The sequence below is a fragment of the Ruegeria sp. B11 genome (genome assembly GCF_056539785.1).
Genome location: NZ_JBQFVO010000001.1, coordinates 960130 through 976769 on the forward strand (window position 1 = coordinate 960130; position 16640 = coordinate 976769).

At 57.1% G+C, this 16640-nt stretch carries 17 protein-coding genes; 2 read left to right on the plus strand and 15 right to left on the minus strand.

The features are described 5' to 3' along the window. Position 1 precedes the first annotated feature (1 nt). From ribD to ACR0I1_RS04895, 6 genes are all read right to left on the minus strand, one after another. A complete protein-coding gene (gene ribD, locus ACR0I1_RS04870) occupies positions 2 to 1102 on the minus strand; it encodes a bifunctional diaminohydroxyphosphoribosylaminopyrimidine deaminase/5-amino-6-(5-phosphoribosylamino)uracil reductase RibD (protein WP_480705223.1) in 1101 nt (366 codons plus the stop codon). After that, positions 1099 to 1569, minus strand: coding sequence for a transcriptional regulator NrdR (gene nrdR, locus ACR0I1_RS04875; RefSeq protein WP_039534475.1), 471 nt, complete (start codon positions 1567 to 1569; stop codon positions 1099 to 1101). The genes ribD and nrdR overlap by 4 nt, the downstream gene beginning before the upstream one ends. A 119-nt stretch (positions 1570 to 1688) precedes the next feature. Next, positions 1689 to 2099, minus strand: a complete 411-nt coding sequence (locus ACR0I1_RS04880; protein WP_480705225.1) for a secondary thiamine-phosphate synthase enzyme YjbQ — start codon at positions 2097 to 2099, stop codon at positions 1689 to 1691. Positions 2100 to 2105: 6 nt separating this feature from the next. Beyond that, positions 2106 to 2507: a hypothetical protein gene (locus ACR0I1_RS04885; protein ID WP_255612048.1), complete on the minus strand. Its 402-nt coding sequence runs from the start codon at positions 2505 to 2507 to the stop codon at positions 2106 to 2108. 77 nt (positions 2508 to 2584) lie between these two features. Beyond that, positions 2585 to 3139: a DUF4166 domain-containing protein gene (locus tag ACR0I1_RS04890; RefSeq protein WP_480705227.1), complete on the minus strand. Its 555-nt coding sequence runs from the start codon at positions 3137 to 3139 to the stop codon at positions 2585 to 2587. Further along, positions 3129 to 3554, minus strand: coding sequence for a thiol-disulfide oxidoreductase DCC family protein (locus ACR0I1_RS04895; RefSeq protein ID WP_480705229.1), 426 nt, complete (start codon positions 3552 to 3554; stop codon positions 3129 to 3131). The genes ACR0I1_RS04890 and ACR0I1_RS04895 overlap by 11 nt, the downstream gene beginning before the upstream one ends. A 68-nt stretch (positions 3555 to 3622) precedes the next feature. Here ACR0I1_RS04895 and ACR0I1_RS04900 point away from each other — a divergent pair, with 68 nt between their 5' ends. Further along, the gene (locus tag ACR0I1_RS04900) at positions 3623 to 3745 is read left to right on the plus strand and encodes a hypothetical protein (protein ID WP_255612047.1); all 123 of its coding nucleotides are present in this window, start codon (positions 3623 to 3625) and stop codon (positions 3743 to 3745) included. A 148-nt stretch (positions 3746 to 3893) separates the two neighbouring features. Next, positions 3894 to 4907: a helix-turn-helix domain-containing protein gene (locus tag ACR0I1_RS04905; protein ID WP_170396293.1), complete on the plus strand. Its 1014-nt coding sequence runs from the start codon at positions 3894 to 3896 to the stop codon at positions 4905 to 4907. A gap of 183 nt (positions 4908 to 5090) precedes the next feature. On the opposite strand, the gene rpoD is transcribed toward ACR0I1_RS04905, so the two are convergent. The 9 genes from rpoD to ACR0I1_RS04950 all read right to left on the minus strand — a co-directional run bounded on the left by rpoD (position 5091) and on the right by ACR0I1_RS04950 (position 16521). Continuing rightward, a complete protein-coding gene (rpoD, locus tag ACR0I1_RS04910; protein ID WP_170396291.1) occupies positions 5091 to 7079 on the minus strand; it encodes an RNA polymerase sigma factor RpoD in 1989 nt (662 codons plus the stop codon). Between the two features lie 114 nt (positions 7080 to 7193). Beyond that, positions 7194 to 9146 carry a DNA primase gene (gene dnaG, locus ACR0I1_RS04915; RefSeq protein WP_480589934.1) on the minus strand — a complete coding sequence of 651 codons (1953 nt, stop codon included), beginning with the start codon at positions 9144 to 9146 and terminating at the stop codon, positions 7194 to 7196. An 80-nt stretch (positions 9147 to 9226) separates the two neighbouring features. Beyond that, positions 9227 to 9523, minus strand: a complete 297-nt coding sequence (locus tag ACR0I1_RS04920; RefSeq protein WP_170396287.1) for a hypothetical protein — start codon at positions 9521 to 9523, stop codon at positions 9227 to 9229. 35 nt (positions 9524 to 9558) lie between these two features. Next, a complete protein-coding gene (locus ACR0I1_RS04925) occupies positions 9559 to 10104 on the minus strand; it encodes a sarcosine oxidase subunit gamma family protein (protein WP_170800246.1) in 546 nt (181 codons plus the stop codon). Then, entirely contained in the window at positions 10097 to 13030 is a 2934-nt protein-coding gene (locus ACR0I1_RS04930) for a sarcosine oxidase subunit alpha family protein (protein ID WP_480705231.1), read from the minus strand. The genes ACR0I1_RS04925 and ACR0I1_RS04930 overlap by 8 nt, the downstream gene beginning before the upstream one ends. Then, positions 13027 to 13290 (minus strand): sarcosine oxidase subunit delta, encoded by a 264-nt coding sequence (locus ACR0I1_RS04935; RefSeq protein ID WP_480705233.1) that lies wholly within the window; start codon positions 13288 to 13290, stop codon positions 13027 to 13029. The genes ACR0I1_RS04930 and ACR0I1_RS04935 overlap by 4 nt, the downstream gene beginning before the upstream one ends. A 55-nt stretch (positions 13291 to 13345) precedes the next feature. Next, on the minus strand, positions 13346 to 14599 hold the full coding sequence (locus ACR0I1_RS04940; RefSeq protein ID WP_480705235.1) for a sarcosine oxidase subunit beta family protein: 1254 nt from the start codon (positions 14597 to 14599) through the stop codon (positions 13346 to 13348). Between the two features lie 196 nt (positions 14600 to 14795). Further along, entirely contained in the window at positions 14796 to 16226 is a 1431-nt protein-coding gene (locus ACR0I1_RS04945) for a Glu/Leu/Phe/Val family dehydrogenase (RefSeq protein ID WP_170396277.1), read from the minus strand. After that, positions 16213 to 16521: a hypothetical protein gene (locus ACR0I1_RS04950; protein ID WP_170396276.1), complete on the minus strand. Its 309-nt coding sequence runs from the start codon at positions 16519 to 16521 to the stop codon at positions 16213 to 16215. Before ACR0I1_RS04950 ends, ACR0I1_RS04945 begins: the two co-directional genes overlap by 14 nt. Positions 16522 to 16640 lie beyond the last annotated feature (119 nt).

Here is a 16640-nt window from a genome sequence, read left to right on the forward strand (position 1 = left end):
GCTAGTGCGTCACGCGCGCCCAGCGATGTAGGATATCGCCGCCAACGACCTGTGTTTCGATCAGATCAAATCGGGGGGCAGTATCCAGAGTATCAAGCCTCAGTGCGCCGATCGCGGACAGACCTTCGGCCCCGATGGTCAGCCCCGCTGTAAAACCGACCAACTCATCGACCAGATCGCCCTTTAGCAAAGATGCGGCCAATGCTGATCCGCCTTCGCAAAAGACACGCGTCAATCCGGCCTGCCCAAGCTGCTGCAACAGATCAGCCGCATCCACGTGATGACCATCCAGCGCACAAGGAATCAGACGGGCACCCAACCCCTCCCACGCACGCGCACGCTCGGGGTCTGGATGGGGGCCGTGACAGAGCCAGACAGGGATATCGGACGCGGTTCGCGCAAGTTGCCCCATCAAGGGCAAATCCAGATGTCGCGAGACCACCACGCGCACCGGCTGATGCTGCACGCCCAGATCACGAACCGTCAGCGACGGGTCATCGGCGCGCGCTGTCCCTGCCCCAACCATCACCGCATCGTGGCGCGCACGCATCGCATGCACCGCGCGGCGAGCATTTGGACCTGTGATCCACTGACTGTGCCCGGTTTCCGTTGCAATCCGTCCATCAAAGCTACTGGCCAGTTTCAAAGTCACAAACGGGCGGCCCTGCTCGGTTTTCAGGAAAAACCCTGCGTGGTCGCGTACTGCCTGTTCCGCCAGAACGCCGGTGGTGACCTCAATCCCGGCCTCGCGCAACATGGCAAACCCTTGCCCAGCGACCCGAGGATCGCTGTCTTCGATCGCCGAAACCACACGGGTAACACCGGCCGCAATCAGCGCTTCGGCACAGGGCGGCGTCTTTCCGTAGTGTGAACAGGGTTCAAGCGAGACATAAGCGGTGGCACCTCGCGCGGCCTTACCCGCCTGCGTCAGAGCCATAGGTTCTGCATGCGGACGACCCCCGGGCTGCGTCCAGCCGCGACCAACGATGCGTTCATCGCGTACGACGACACACCCGACGGACGGATTCGGCCAGCAGGTGCCTTGGCCGCGCCGCCCCAATGATAGGGCCAGCGCCATATATCGCTTATCTGTATCGCTCACTCATCCGTCGAAGGTTGAGGCGGGCGCAACTCGTGGACAAACTCCTCGAAATCATCGGCCGCCTGGAAATTCTTGTACACACTCGCAAAGCGAACATATGCGACCGTATCAATCCGGGCCAGCGCTTCCATTACAATTTCACCGATTTTGTTCGAAGGGATATCGGTTTCCCCCATGCTTTCAAGACGGCGCACGATACCGGAGATCATCTGATCAATCCGATCGGGATCAATGGGCCGCTTCTGCATCGAAATACGGATCGAGCGTTCCAGCTTGTCGCGGTCGAAGTCTTCGCGCTTACCGTTGGTTTTGATGACGACCAGATCACGCAGTTGCACGCGTTCATAGGTGGTGAACCGTCCGCCGCAGGCCGGGCAGAACCGCCGTCTGCGGATCGCGACGTGATCCTCTGCCGGGCGTGAATCTTTGACCTGAGTATCGATATTTCCGCAAAACGGGCAGCGCATCCGCCGTCTCCTCGTCCCTAGCTGGCCACTTTTTGTAAGCGCTGCGGCTTACTTATCCACAACTATAGGACAGCCTCTAGAGTTTGGGTAGTCGGAATTTTCCACCCCAATATAAAGCGTCACCCAAAATGCGCAGCGACCTTTCTTTCATGCGGCACGTTGCGGTGCTCAAACAGATATATCCCCTGCCATGTGCCCAGCGCAGGCACCCCACCTGATACCGGTATCGACAGCGAAACAGGCATCATCGCGGCCTTGATATGGGCTGGCATGTCGTCCGGCCCCTCATAGGTGTGGCGCAGATAAGCCATCGACGGATGATCCGATTGCGGCACCAGCCGATCAAAGAATGCGCGCAGATCAGTCTGCACCTCGGGGTCGGCGTTTTCCTGAATAAGCAGCGAACAAGAAGTGTGGCGCACAAAGAGCGTCAGCAAACCGTCCGAAACCGGCCTCAGCCAACTGCGCACAGGGGCGGTAATCTCATAGAGCCCCACGCCCTGTGTCTGGATCGAGAATTCTGTCTGCATCGCAGGTCAATTGATAAACGGACGGACGCCGCACCGCGCATTTGCGCCCTGTACCGACATGCTGTCACCCGGCTGGAACCCGGCTGTGACCGAAAAGCTGCCTTTCTGCGGGACATTGGCGGGTTGTTTCAGTGTGAACTGTACCGCCGTCCGGCGTCCCGTTGTCACGCTGGGGCCGTAGCCGCGCAGAACGTAGATTTGTTGCTGCCACCCAGCACCCAATTTCCGGCGGGCAAAATCAGCAGCGGCGCACCAATATCCATCAGTATCCTGACGTGTCCTTGGAATGACCTCGAAGTCTGTGCCGCTCATCGGTTCCGTTCGATAACCGTTCGGCGCTGCATCGACAACGCCCGCAGAGCTGGTCATAAGCAGTGCTGCAAATGCGCAAAGTATTGTCTGTTTCATCGTGACCATCTTCCTGTTTCCATGTGAAATATAGACTAGTGCGTCGCCATCGTCAGCACAGCGAACTAACGATCATGTCAGCTTGACCCACGTGGTTCGTGAACAGGCTCTAACCATCCCTGATAGCGGATCAGGTGTCCCAATCCCGGTGCTGTCGCCGAAATGTCAAAGCGAAACCTCAATTGTACGTCCTCAGCCTCGGTCGATCCGGAACGTGGCAAAAGAAACCCCGGACACGGAATGCCAAACAAAGCGAGGCGGCGGATCTCGATGGTAAACCCCTTATCAGTTCTCACCGGCTGCAACCATATTGTCAGCCCGCCGATCTGTTCCCGCACCATGCCACACAGCGGATCAAAAGTGATCCGTGAACGCGTTTTGTGGCCTGCGAAATCCCGTTCCCATTGCCAATATGCGCCGGACTTTCGGATCGTAAGGGTGACCGGCAAATCTTCGCCCGCAGGTGGAAATCGCCCGATGCGAAGTGCCAGAGCGACCAAAACGCCTCGGCCACGCTGAATGCTGCATCGACCAGAGTAGCGACCTTCCCCGCTGTGCAAATCCCTGACCAATCCAGGCACAGCTTCATCTATACCCAGCGCCTGCAGGAATGGATCACGATCAGAATCCATCTTGGGCAAACCGCGATCTGAGAGAAGGATCAGGAACCAGGCACCCATCCCGCCGCCCAAATAGCGCATATCGGTTACGGGCAATCATCCGGTACAGCGGGTTCTTCAGAAACCTCGGCAGGTATCGACACAAGGACAATACCCGCCACGGACCATTTAGTGCACGCACCGCAGCGGCAAATGCGTCGAGATTTTGGTGCACCTTTCCTTTGACGATCACCAAATTGGTTTCAAATTCGTCTGTCGGCAGGTTCAGGAAAGCATAAAGCTGCTGCCCAAGCGGTGACTGCGCAGTTGCAAATAGAAATTTCTGATCTCGATCATGGCGCAACATGAAGTGAAAAAACCCTGAACACAGCACGCATTCACCGTCGAAGACGATCAAATCTGTATCGATGGAAAGATCATCAGCCACGAGAGATCAAGAAATAACAAAAGGTTCCCCGTGATGCTGTCACGTCGAATGCGCCGCAGCAATGCGACATGACTGACCAGAAGAATGAGAGGGGCGTGCCGGGGAACCCGTTGAAACGGCTTGGTGGACCGCTCGCTCAGGCTCTGACCTTTTCCCCAAAAGGCGCTGACCCGACAACACCGGTCATGTAGCTATTGGCCAAGGCTACGGACATGGCCATTTCTGCCATATCTTTGTGAGTTGCGGTCAATTCCTGGGTATCAGCACCGAGGCTGGCGCATTGCCACGGTTTGCCGCTAGGGTAACGGTATTACAGTAACGCGTTTTTTGGGCTGGGTGATGGACGTCGACATTTCACGCATTCAATTGCTGACACGGACCCTTGAGGATCACGCAAGCGCGACCGTGGTGGAACAGGTCCTGAGTGACTGCGCATTGACCCGCAGCGATATTGAACCGCCTGCCAAAAGGTACAGCGCCCACAAAGAAGCGCTGTTTGTCCGACACGCCTGCGATGCACTTGGCGATATCACCTTTGGCGCACGGGCGGGTCTGGAATTCAGTTCTTCTTCCAGCATTACGGCCTATATCAGCAAGTACTCTCGTGATCTGAAGCAGGTGATCGAGAATACGGCGCGGTTTCATGGCATTATCGACCCGGCCCTGGCCTTCAATCTGCGCCTTTCAGGTAACGCTGCCTCGCTTGAGGCCGATTGGAAAGACCCGAGCTTTTCCCGCTATCATCGGCGGACCGAGTTCCTGCTGTTTGGCGCGATCGCCCGGATGCGGGCGTTGACTCAGTTGAATCTGAATCCGATTGAGATACGGTTTCAGCACACAGTTGGGCAACACCAAGCCACCTACCAGAAAATCGGAGGTTTCCCAGTTACCTTCGGGGCCGAACGCTTGGAAATCATCCTGTCGCTGCCCTCGCTGGAAACACCGATCCCAACTTACGACCCTAGCCTGCGCGCGCATTTGGTTGAATTTGGCGAACGCCTGCTGGCCGAAAGACAGTCGCCAAGACAGAAAACCCGAGCACAGATCGAAGGGTTGATCACAGATGCGATGCCGGGGGGAATCGTACAGGTGGACGACGCCGCCTCCCAGCTCGGCCTAAGCCCTCGAACATTGGCTCGCCGCCTGGCTGACGAAGGCACTTCATATCGCGAGATTGTTGAAGATTTACGATGTGACCTGGCGCAGACCTTCATCAAGAACGGTATGCATCTGTCCGAAATCTCGTATTCGCTCGGTTATTCCGATCAGGCTGCGTTTTCCACCGCCTTCAAACGTTGGACGGGTCAGGCCCCGACTGCTTTTCGCAAACGTGTCTCTCATCCGCTTTCATGAAGCTAAAAAGTGGCCGGGGGTCATCAGCCCAATCACCTCGCCCCGGCCTGTCCATGAGTGGACAGCGGCGATATAAAGATGGCATCGCCGGACTCCTTGCGAATTCCCGCCAATTTGATTTGAAGTTCAGTCATTGTGAGCGGGCGAAAGAAAAAAGCGCCTCGGGATGAGGCGCCCTTCGATTTACTGATCTAGGAAGGACCGCAATTTACGCGACCTACTCGGGTGTTTCAGCTTACGCAGCGCCTTCGCCTCGATCTGGCGGATACGTTCGCGCGTCACGCTGAACTGCTGACCGACCTCTTCCAGCGTGTGGTCGGTGTTCATGCCGATGCCAAAGCGCATCCGCAGAACCCGCTCTTCACGCGGGGTGAGAGAGGCCAGAACCCGTGTGGTGGTTTCCTTGAGGTTTTCCTGAATGGCGCTGTCCAGTGGCAGCACGGCATTCTTGTCTTCGATGAAATCGCCCAGCTGGCTGTCTTCCTCGTCACCGATTGGTGTCTCAAGGCTGATCGGCTCTTTGGCGATTTTCATCACCTTGCGCACCTTCTCAAGCGGCATTTGCAGCTTTTCGGCCAGTTCTTCCGGCGTTGGCTCGCGGCCGATTTCGTGCAGCATCTGACGACCTGTCCGGACCAGCTTGTTGATCGTTTCGATCATATGCACCGGGATACGGATCGTGCGCGCCTGATCCGCGATCGAACGCGTGATCGCCTGACGGATCCACCAGGTTGCATAGGTCGAGAACTTATAGCCCCGGCGGTATTCGAACTTGTCCACCGCCTTCATCAGGCCGATGTTACCTTCCTGAATAAGATCAAGGAATTGCAGGCCGCGGTTCGTGTACTTTTTGGCAATCGAGATCACCAGACGCAGGTTGGCCTCGACCATTTCCTTCTTGGCTTGCCGCGCCTCTTTCTCACCCTTCTGAACCTGCTGCACGATGCGGCGGAATTCAGGGATGTCCAGACCGACATATTGCCCGACTTGGGCCATGTCGTTGCGCAGTTCCTCGACCTTCTCGGTCGAGCGTTCGATGAACATCTGCCAACCCCGACCCGGCTTTTCAGCCATTTCAGCCAACCAGTTCGGATCCAGCTCGCGCCCACGATAAGCATCAATGAACTCGCGACGGTTGATGCGAGCCTGGTCAGCCAGCTTCACCATCGAGCTGTCCAGTGACATAATCCGGCGATTGATGCCATAAAGCTGGTCGATCAGAGCTTCGATCCGGTTGTTGTGCAGGTGAAGACCATTCACCAGTTCAACAATCTCAGCGCGCAGCTTCTGATAGGTTTCTTCGTCCTTCGCGCTGAAAGTACCATCCTCATTCAGCGTCGCAGAAATCCGGCTGTCCTGCATTTCGGACAGCATAGCGAAGTCGGTCGAGATGCGTTCCAGCGTGGTCAGCACCTGATCCTTCAGCGCTGCTTCCATCGCGGCCAGGGACATGTTGGCCTGATCGTCGTCATCATCGTCATCATCATTGGCAATCGGGTTGCCGTCAGCGTCAAGCTCCGGCCCCTCATCCTTGGCAGGCTTGGCCGCCTGCACCGATGAGGTATCGACAACCGGCTCTTCAACCTCGCCGTCTTCATCCATCTGGTTGCCGAAAGTGGTTTCCAGATCGATGACGTCCCGCAGCAGAATGTCTTCGGACAAAAGTTCGTCATGCCAGATGGTGATCGCCTGGAAGGTCAGCGGGCTTTCGCACAGACCAGCGATCATGGTGTTCCGGCCGGCTTCAATCCGCTTGGCGATGGCAATCTCGCCCTCGCGGCTCAGCAGTTCGACCGAGCCCATCTCGCGCAGATACATGCGTACGGGGTCATCGGTGCGATCCAGCTTTTCGGTTGCAGCACCAGCCAGCGCGACCTCGCGCGGGCCTTCGGTGGTGACCAGTTCGGTCGAACCTTTGTTTTCTTCTTCTTCGGCTTCTTCATCTTCGATGATGTTGATGCCCATCTCGGACAGCATCGACATAACATCTTCGATCTGTTCCGAGCTGACCTGATCAGGCGGCAGAACCTGATTGAGCTGGTCGTAGGTGATGTAACCTTTCTCGCGAGCCTCGGCGATCATCTTCTTGACCTGGGCCTGGCTCATGTCCAGCGAGATTTCCTGTTCCTGCTCGTCGGATTTGCGGTCTTCGTTCGTATCCTTGGCGGCCATTCAATGCTCCTGCAGGGATGGGTGATTCGTTTGAACCGAATCATTAGCGCGTAGAAGTGATTCGGCCACCCGTTTACCCGTTTTTCTTTTCCAGTGCCTTACGAAAACACCACTTCATCGATGTTTCCGTTCGAATTTGATGCCAGACGTGATGGCCTCAAACGCGTCTTTCTCATCGCGGTTGATTCGCGCACCATTGTCGGCGATGTCGAAAACGGCCCTGTCTTCGTTCTGGCTGCGGCTTGTACGGTTGCGCTCTTCGGCGGCTTGCGCCAGCCGATATGTCAGCGCCTCATCGGCCAGATCAGACAATTCCTCCGCCGCTTCGGCAATCTCAGCATCCAACCCCCGGAGCGCTTTGATCTTTGCGAGTTCCTCGGCCAGCGTCATCTCGGCCTTTTCAACGTCGCCCGGTTTGTACACACAGGGGATCACTGCGACATGGCGAAGGGCCAGCAGGTTTTCAAGGGGTTCCGGTCCCAAAGCTGCGACAATATGATCTTTAATGTTGTCCGGATCATCAACCGCATGTCGCAACAAGACATCTCTCATGGCATTTAGTTCGGGATCCAAGCATGTCATTTCGTCGATCTGAATTTCGAACTGCACCACCAAAGCAGGCGTCAATATAGCAACTGCAAGAATGACACTTTCACGGAGCCGAATAGCAGCGCTGTTGTCGTTAGCAGCCAAGAAAGAAGTGCGTGCACCCTGTGTAGGTCCGGCAGTTTTGCGATCCCTATCCCGATTGGATTTCCAATTTTTTGCAGGGAACTTTTTCTGAGAGCGGTAAAAATGAAAAAGTAGATCCCGGATCTCCTGCCGATAGTGATTTCGTATCGACTTATCTCGGATTAACTTGATCTTCTCCCAAAGCGCTTTGTCCAATGCAGATCTGCGTTCTGGGCTATCAAAAACCTTGCCCTCAGTCTCGCGCTGCCACAGCAGCTTCACCATCGGAATGGCACCGTCCAGAACTGACCGAACTGCCCCTGCGCCTTCGGCGCGCAGCAAATCGTCAGGGTCCTTGCCTTCAGGCATTAGCGCAAAGCGCAGTGACTTACCCGCCTCCAGCAACGGCAATGCCAAGTCGACCGCCCGCATCGCCGCGCGCAGCCCTGCCGTATCGCCATCCAAAGCGATGATCGGCTCGTCAGAGATGCGCCAAAGTAGTTGCAACTGATGCTCGGTGATCGCCGTCCCCAATGGCGCAACCGACGCGCCAAACCCGGCCTCTGCCAAAGCGATCACGTCCATATAGCCCTCGGCCACAACCAAAGGCTGCCCCTTGCCTGCCGCCTGTCGTGCGGGGCCATGGTTGTAGAGGCTGCGGCCTTTGTCGAACAGATCGGTCTCGGGCGAGTTCAGGTATTTGGCGTTGTCATTGGGATCCATCGCCCGGCCACCAAACGCAATGCACCGCCCGCGCGGGTCGCGGATCGGGTACATGATGCGGTTGCGGAATGTGTCATAGGGCTTTTTGCCCTTATTCGAAGGTTTCGCCAGCCCGGCCCCAAGGATCAGGTCCTCGGAGACACTCTTACCGGTCAGATGATCCCACAACGCCTGCCAGCCGTCCGGCGCGAACCCGATCTCCCACCGATCCACTGCCTGCGCATCCAGTCCTCGGCGCCCCAGATAGTCGCGCGCCCCCGCCCCTGCGCCGGTCTTGAGTTGCAGGCGGAAAAACTGCACCGCCTGCTCCATCACCTCGGCCAGTTGCGAGCGGCGGTCCTGTTTCTCCTGCGCCCTGGGATCGCGTGCGGGCATCGGCATCCCGGCCTCGCGCGCCAGAATTTCCACGGCTTCTATGAAAGAGACATTCTCGGTCTCTTTCACAAAACTGATCGCGTCCCCTTTGGCGTGGCAGCCAAAGCAATAATAGAATCCCTTTTGGTCATCGACGTGGAACGAGGCGGTCTTTTCGTGATGAAAGGGGCAAGGCGCCCACATATCGCCCTTGCCCTGATTGGATTTGCGCTGGTCCCACATGACCTTACGCCCAACAACCTGAGACAGGCTGAGGCGCGTGCGCAGTTCATCCAGAAATCCGGGGGGCAAAGACATGGGTTAAACCTGCCAGAAATGAAAACGCGCGCCAAGGGGATGGCGCGCGGTTGTCCACAGAGAAATGATCTGACTGTGGATTATTGTTGTAAACACAACTCCAGCCACGCAGCTCCGAGATCCTTCTTACGCACGTCGCGCATCTTTTGCTCATATACCCAAGGCGTGATCAGTGGAACAGCGGCATTGTAGTTCTCGGGCCAGGTAGGACCACTGTCGGCCACCGCCTGCGCCACATCGCGTTCCTTGACCCGGTCAAGTCGCGCTTTCTGTATCGCTGCAACAACGTCGGCCTGATACTTGCAGCTCTGTTCCTTGGTTTCCTGTGCAACCACTGGCGTGGCCAGCACGGCCGCAACGATGGCGATACGCAACATGGGGATCTCCGAAGATTCGTTTCTTTCAGCGCAGCTTACCCGCGCGCGGCGGTGCCTTCCATCGCCCTTTTCAAATCGTGAACCAATGTCTCAGCCATGGAACGGAAGACCATGATCTGAAACGCGTTCTCACCAACGCGCGTGATCGAAGCGGTCATGTGGAACAGCAGGGTACGGGCGGTATGGCCGCGCTTGAAATGCACCTTACGCAGATCAACTGGCACCACACGCGCCAACACGTCCTCGACGTCGGCGCCCTCTAACCGGACCACAGTCCAGGCATCTGACTGGTCCACGATGGCTGCATTCTCGACCAGCGCCACATTTGGTAGAGGCCCGACCAGCATCGCATGCGCCGGGCCGAACCAGATTGCCCGTGCGCCCGCTTTGCCCGTCGCGCGGTTAGCCGACGGATAAGCCATCCCATGCGCTGCTTTCAAAGCTTCGGATAGCGTCTTTTGCTTACCCATGAGGGGAGAGATCGAATGGATCGCCCCCGCATCCTCTTCGCTGAGCGTTACAGAGCCGAAGGTCAAAGGCAGCAACCCGTCGCAGGGTGTTTTGGCGGTCAGATTATCCACGGACGCGCCCTCCTTCGGGGTCAAAGAAAACCGGGTTCACCACTTCACACAGGGTTGTCACGCCGCGCAGATGATCGACCATTTTCACGATTTCTCCATACCTCTCAGGCCCGTCCGCCAGGAAGCCCAAGCCCAACATCGTTTCCAGCGTCGGGGAATAACACACGGAGGTCAGATAGCCCTGATCATTGGTGCGCACCGGCTCGGCCTCTTCCCGATACAGATGCGCGCCCGCCAGCAATTCCTTGCTTTCGCCAATGGGTTTGAGCCCGACCAACCGCTCGCGCCCCGGCTCTTCAAGCCCCGGACGTTGCGACATGGTTTTGCCGATGCAATCCTTCTTCTGCGACACCATTCGGCCCATGCCGATATCATAGGCAGTTGTCCGTCCGTGGATCTCGGAATGCGTAATAAAGCCCTTTTCGATCCGAAGAACGTTCAGCGCTTCCATCCCATAAAGACCTCCGCCCAGCGCTTCAGCCCGCTCGGTCAAAATATCGAAAAGGGTCGCGCCATAGCGCGCAGGCACGGCGATTTCATATGCATGCTCGCCCGAGAACGAGATCCGGAACAAACGCCCCTGCACACCCAGCACCGAGATCGACCCACAAGCCATGAAGGGCCAGCTTTCTTCATCAAGAGGTGTGCCCAGCAAACCATTCAACAATTCACGCGATTTTGGCCCAGCAACGGCAAACTGTGCCCACTGTTCGGTGACCGAGATGAACGAGACATCCAGATCAGGGCGCAGTCCCTGATGAACGAACTCCAGATGCTTCATTACGTCGCCAGCACCTGCTGTGGTGGTGGTCATCAGGTAATGCGTCTCTCCCAGCCGCGCGGTGGTGCCATCATCCATGACGAATCCATCCTCACGCAACATCAGGCCATATCGCGTTCGGCCAACTTTGAGGGTCGAGAACATGTTCGTATAAACGAAGTCCAGAAACGCCCCCGCATCCGGCCCCTGTATGTCAATCTTGCCAAGCGTCGAGACATCGCACACCCCGACGGCCTGACGCACCATGTTGACCTCACGGTCACAGGATTGCCGCCACGTGGTTTCTTCATCCTTTGGGAAATAGCTGGGGCGATACCACAGCCCGGCCTCAACCAACGGAGCTTTCCGCGCTACGGTCGCTTTGTGCGAAGTGATAAAGCGTTGCGGTTTGAAACCCTTGCCTTCAGCCCCAGCGCCCAGCGCGGCAATGGCGATAGGAGAATACGGAGGGCGGAACGTCGTGGTTCCGGTTTCGGGTATCGCGCGCCCGGTGACGTCCGCTAGAATGGCCAACGCCGCCACGTTCGAATTCTTGCCCTGATCCGTCGCCATACCTTGCGTCGTATAGCGCTTCATGTGCTCGACTGACCGGAAATTCTCAGTCGCGGCTTGTTTGACGTCTTTCACTGTAACATCGTTCTGGAAATCCAGCCACGCGCGCCCTTTGCCGGGAACGGCCCAAAGCTGCGTGATCTCGTATGGCGTATCCTCGGCCTGCGGTGGCACAGTCTTCGTGGCCTTGTAGCCAAGATCGCCAAGTACGCCTTTGGCTGCCTCAATCCCTTCACGAAGGCAGGCTGTAGTTGAGAAAGATCCGTTGCACGCACCCGCTGTCACCATGCCCGGCACGGCCCCCGGCGTTGGCACAAAGGCCTCGATCTCACGCTTCCAGATCGGGCGGCTATTCATGTGACACGTTAGATGAACCGAAGGATTCCAGCCCCCTGTCATGGCAAGGCAATCCGTGTGTATCCGTTCTTCTCCACTGGCGCGGCGCACCGTAATCGCCTCCAGCCCTTTACGGCCCGAACTGTTACAAACTTGCGCCCCGCGTAGAACCTCGTAGTCGTCAGACAAGGGCGCGTCATGGCGGCTATCGATCACAGCCGCCACATGGACACCAGCATCCAACAAATCACGAGCAGTGCGATGGATATCGTCAGTATTTCCGAAGATCGTCACATTGCGGCCCGGGCTGACACCCCATCGGTTTAGATACGCCCGCACCGCGCCAGCGGTCATGATCCCCGGGCGATCATTGTTGCGGAATGCGACCGGGCGCTCCAGCGCGCCTGCCGCCAGAACTGACCGCTTGGCCACGATCCGCCAATAGGTTTCCAACGGCGCCCCGTTGGGGCGGTGATCCGTATGGTGAAAAACGCGTTCCAACGCCGCAAAGGTACCTTGGTCATAGGCGCCTGCGATAGTGGTCCGGGTCATGATGCGGACATTGTCCATCGCGGCTAACTCGGCCAGCACCTCGTCAACCCAATCGGGACCCGGTTTTCCGTCGATCTCATAGGTCTCGGCCAGCAGACGCCCACCCGCGCGACTGTTTTCGTCGGCCAGAATGACGTCCGCGCCGGCACGACCCGCGACCAGAGCGGCCATCAGCCCCGCAGGCCCTGCCCCGATAATCAGCAGATCGCAAAAGGCATAAGCGCTTTCGTACTTGTCGGCATTGTCTTCGCCCGACAGTGCTCCCAATCCGGCGGCACGTCGAATGATCGGCTCGTATAGCTTTTCCCAGAAGCTTTTCGGCCACATGAAGGTTTTGTAGTAAAAACCCGCGCCCAAGAACGGGGAAGCCAGATCGTTGATCCCCATCAAATCGACACTCAGGCTGGGCCAGCGATTCTGGCTGCGCGCTTCAAGTCCCGGATAGATCTCTTGCATCGTGGCGCGAATATTTGGTTCTTGACCTGCGCCTGCCCCCAAGGTCATCAGCGCATTCGGCTCTTCGCTGCCTGCGCTCAGCACACCCCTAGGCCGGTGGTACTTGAACGAACGCCCCATCAGTCGCACGCCATTCGCCAAAAGCGCTGAGGTCAGGGTGTCGCCTGCATAGCCGCTATAGCTGGCACCATCGAAAACAAACGGAATCGACTGCGTACGATCGATAAGACCCTTTCCATCGATCCTCATGCCCGCTCCTCCGATGCCGGCTGCGCGTCGATCATCTCATGCGTGACCGTGTTTCGTGTGACCACGATCCATGCACCGCACCCGCCTTCGTGATACCAAAGCTCTCGTATCGGCCCTGCCGGGTTTTCCCGTTGGTAGACAAAATCATCCCAAGCCGCCTCACCGGCATCCGGGGCCGGTCGGTCCAGATCCACTGCCGCCCCGCGATAGTAGAATTCGCGCCGATCCCGCTCGCCGCAATATGGACAGGTGATCCTCATAGCCGCGCGCCCTTCTTGATCTTTTCAATAATACCCAAATCCAACATCGCGCCCCTCAATGCAGATTGTGCTGAGAGCCCTTGCCCTCTTCATCGATAATCCCGCGCCCGGTGCGGAAACGATCCAGTCGGAAGCCGGTGGCATTCTCGTGATACCGATCCGTCGCAATCAGATGCGCAAACACATTCCCCGAACCCGGAACCGCCTTGAAGCCACCATAGTTCCAGCCGCAATTGAGATAGAGCCCATCAATATCCGTTCGGTCTATGATCGGAGAGCCATCGGGCGACATATCCATGATCCCGCCCCAGGATCGCAGCACCCGCGCCTTGCCGATCATCGGCATCAGCGCCATCCCGGCCTCCATCACGCTTTCGACGGTGGGCAAGTTACCTCGCGCCGCATAGGAGGCGTAAAAATCCAGATCACCGCCAAAAACCAGCCCGCCCTTATCTGACTGGCTGATATAGAAATGCCCCATGCCAAACGTCACCACATGATCGATGCAGGGCTTCAGACCTTCGGTCACGAAGGCCTGCAAGACATGGCTTTCAATCGGCAGCCTCATTCCAGCCATCGCCGCCACCTGACCTGAACGCCCGGCAGCAACCATCGCCACCTTCTTGGCCCGGATCGGCCCGCGCGAGGTCTGAACACCGCGAACCACGCCATTCTCGATATCAATACCGGTCACTTCGCAGTTCTGGATCAGATCCACGCCGCGCTGGTCCGCTCCGCGCGCATAGCCCCAGGCCACGGCATCGTGTCGCGCTGTACCTCCGCGCGGGTGGTAGAGACCGCCATACAGAGGGAACCTAAGGTCATCGAAATTCAGATAGGGCACCATCCGCCTCAATTCATCGCGATTGAGCAGGATAGCATCGTCACCCTGACTGATCATCATGTTGCCCCGGCGCGCAGCGGCATCACGCTGCCCGTCCGAATGGAACAGGTTGATGATCCCGCGTTGCGAATGCATGACATTGTAGTTCAGATCCTGCTCAAGGCCTTCCCACAGCTTCAATGAGTGCGAGTAGAACTCGGAATTGCCCTGCAAAAAATAGTTCGCGCGCACAATGGTGGTGTTGCGCCCGATATTGCCCCCACCGATATAGCCCTTTTCCAGAACAGCGATATTGGTCAGACCATGTTCCTTGGCCAGATAATAGGCCGTGCTCAACCCATGACCTCCGCCGCCGATAATGACGACGTCATATTCGGATTTCGGTTCAGGCTCGCGCCAGTGCGGCGTCCAGCCTTTGTTGCCGGTCAGGCCCTCTTTCAGGACACGTAAGCCGGAGAAACGCATTCAGAACTCCCTACAGGTGTGTCGGCATCAAACCAACTTCACCCAGCAGTAACAACGCCGGAATCCGGTTCCACTCCTGTTTTCGACGAAAACTTGTCGCTGGGCGACTAATCCATTCACTCTGACGACTTCGACCTAAATGAAAAATGGCCAACCCGATGGTTGGCCACTCAAGAATCTTCTGTTGTCTGGGCGCTCAGAGGCCCTTGGCGCGATAGCTTTTTGAGACGCGGTCGATCGCAACGATATAGGCCGCCGTGCGCAGATCGTCGACATCTGCGCGATCATGCCAGACTTCGCTCATCGACTGATAGGCAATGCGCATCGTGTCATCGAGACCAGAACGCACCAGCTCCAACTCGCCAGCGCCCTTTAGGTACTTGGCCTTGAAATCCGGAGACATCGACCAAGCGTCACCCAGATACCGATCCAACCGTTCCAGTTCGCTGACGATCAACTCATGCCGAGCTTCTTCCTGACGCCGCTGCATCCGGCCAAAACGGATGTGGCTGAGGTTTTTGACCCATTCAAAATAGGACACGGTCACACCACCGGCGTTTGCATACATGTCAGGAATGATCACCGTGCCTTTCTTGCGCATGATCTCATCAGCACCCGCCGTGACAGGCCCGTTGGCGGCCTCGATGATCAGTGGTGCCTTAATACGTTCGGCGTTGGATAGGTTTATTACCCCCTCCAGCGCCGCCGGAATCAGGATGTCACACTCGGCTTCAAGTACCGCGCCGCCCTCGGCGGAATGCGTGGCGTCGGGATAGTCCTTCACGCCGCCATGCTTGACGATCCACTGCCGCACGGCTTCTACGTCGATGCCATCGGGATTGTACAGTGCGCCATCCCATTCGATGATGCCGACCACACGCGACCCGTCTTCCTCGCTGAGGAACTTGGCTGCGTGATAGCCCACGTTACCCAATCCCTGCACGACGACGCGCTTTCCGTCCAGCGTGCCTGACAAGTTCGCCTTCTTGACGTCTTCCGGGTTTCGGAAGAATTCGCGCAACGCGTATTGGATGCCGCGCCCGGTTGCTTCGACCCTGCCCGCGATGCCTCCCGCGTTCAGCGGTTTACCTGTCACACAGGCTCGCGCGTTGATATCGGTCGTATTCATCCGCGCATATTGGTCAGCCATCCACGCCATTTCGCGCTCGCCTGTTCCCATATCGGGCGCAGGCACGTTCTGTGAGGGGTTGATCAGATCGCGCTTTGCCAGCTCATAGGCAAAACGACGCGTGATCTGTTCCATCTCATGTTCTTCATACTGGCGAGGATCAATGCAAAGGCCCCCTTTCGAGCCACCAAAGGGCGCTTCGACCAGTGCACACTTGTAAGTCATGAGCGCAGCGAGCGCTTCGACCTCATCCTGGTTCACCGCCAAGGCATAGCGAATGCCACCCTTTACCGGCTCCATATGTTCCGAATGAACCGAACGATATCCGGTAAAGGTGTGGATCTGCCCCCGCAGACGCACCCCGAACCGAACGGTGTAGGTGGCATTACAAACCCGTATCTTCTCTTCTAGCCCGGGCGGCAAATCCATCAGAGACGCCGCTCTGTTGAACATCAAATCAACACTCTCACGAAAGCTGGGTTCTTTAATGCCGGTCATAAAATCCTCCGTGCCGGTAGACGAGATACGTCATGACTTTTTGTCGCACTGCTTGCCAAATACCGCAATCAGTAACTGCACGTATTTTCATCAGTTTGTGAACTTTACTTTTCAGCTCCATTGGTGAGTCGGGCGTTAACGAAAGCCGCGCGATTGTCCAAAGGCGCGAAACAAAACCACCAATAACACCGGGAATAAAGCTGAATCTCGTTAAAAACGAGCAGCATAGTGTCCACTGCGCCCAAATCTCGCCACGATCCGTGGGTAAATTATTAAAGTTGCGAAGTGCTGGCATCAGTGTGTCTGATCGACCGAGGAACCAATTATGCGCAAGTTTGATTTGAAGGCCCAATTCAACCGTCTCTGCCGCGAAAACAGTTGTTCGCGGCACTTGCGGCACTTTGTTTCTTCGAC

Excerpts from the sequence above, each read along its gene's own strand:
- nrdR (WP_039534475.1), bottom strand. The coding sequence starts at position 1,569 with ATGCGCTGCCCGTTTTGCGGAAATATCGATACTCAGGTCAAAGATTCA.
- ACR0I1_RS04880 (WP_480705225.1), bottom strand. The coding sequence starts at position 2,099 with ATGCAGACAGAATTCTCGATCCAGACACAGGGCGTGGGGCTCTATGAG.
- ACR0I1_RS04885 (WP_255612048.1), bottom strand. The coding sequence starts at position 2,507 with ATGAAACAGACAATACTTTGCGCATTTGCAGCACTGCTTATGACCAGC.
- ACR0I1_RS04890 (WP_480705227.1), bottom strand. The coding sequence starts at position 3,139 with ATGGATTCTGATCGTGATCCATTCCTGCAGGCGCTGGGTATAGATGAA.
- ACR0I1_RS04900 (WP_255612047.1), top strand. The coding sequence starts at position 3,623 with ATGACTGACCAGAAGAATGAGAGGGGCGTGCCGGGGAACCCGTTGAAA.
- ACR0I1_RS04905 (WP_170396293.1), top strand. The coding sequence starts at position 3,894 with ATGGACGTCGACATTTCACGCATTCAATTGCTGACACGGACCCTTGAG.
- rpoD (WP_170396291.1), bottom strand. The coding sequence starts at position 7,079 with ATGGCCGCCAAGGATACGAACGAAGACCGCAAATCCGACGAGCAGGAA.
- dnaG (WP_480589934.1), bottom strand. The coding sequence starts at position 9,146 with ATGTCTTTGCCCCCCGGATTTCTGGATGAACTGCGCACGCGCCTCAGC.
- ACR0I1_RS04920 (WP_170396287.1), bottom strand. The coding sequence starts at position 9,523 with ATGTTGCGTATCGCCATCGTTGCGGCCGTGCTGGCCACGCCAGTGGTT.
- ACR0I1_RS04930 (WP_480705231.1), bottom strand. The coding sequence starts at position 13,030 with ATGAGGATCGATGGAAAGGGTCTTATCGATCGTACGCAGTCGATTCCG.
- ACR0I1_RS04935 (WP_480705233.1), bottom strand. The coding sequence starts at position 13,290 with ATGAGGATCACCTGTCCATATTGCGGCGAGCGGGATCGGCGCGAATTC.
- ACR0I1_RS04940 (WP_480705235.1), bottom strand. The coding sequence starts at position 14,599 with ATGCGTTTCTCCGGCTTACGTGTCCTGAAAGAGGGCCTGACCGGCAAC.
- ACR0I1_RS04945 (WP_170396277.1), bottom strand. The coding sequence starts at position 16,226 with ATGACCGGCATTAAAGAACCCAGCTTTCGTGAGAGTGTTGATTTGATG.
- ACR0I1_RS04950 (WP_170396276.1), bottom strand. The coding sequence starts at position 16,521 with ATGCCAGCACTTCGCAACTTTAATAATTTACCCACGGATCGTGGCGAG.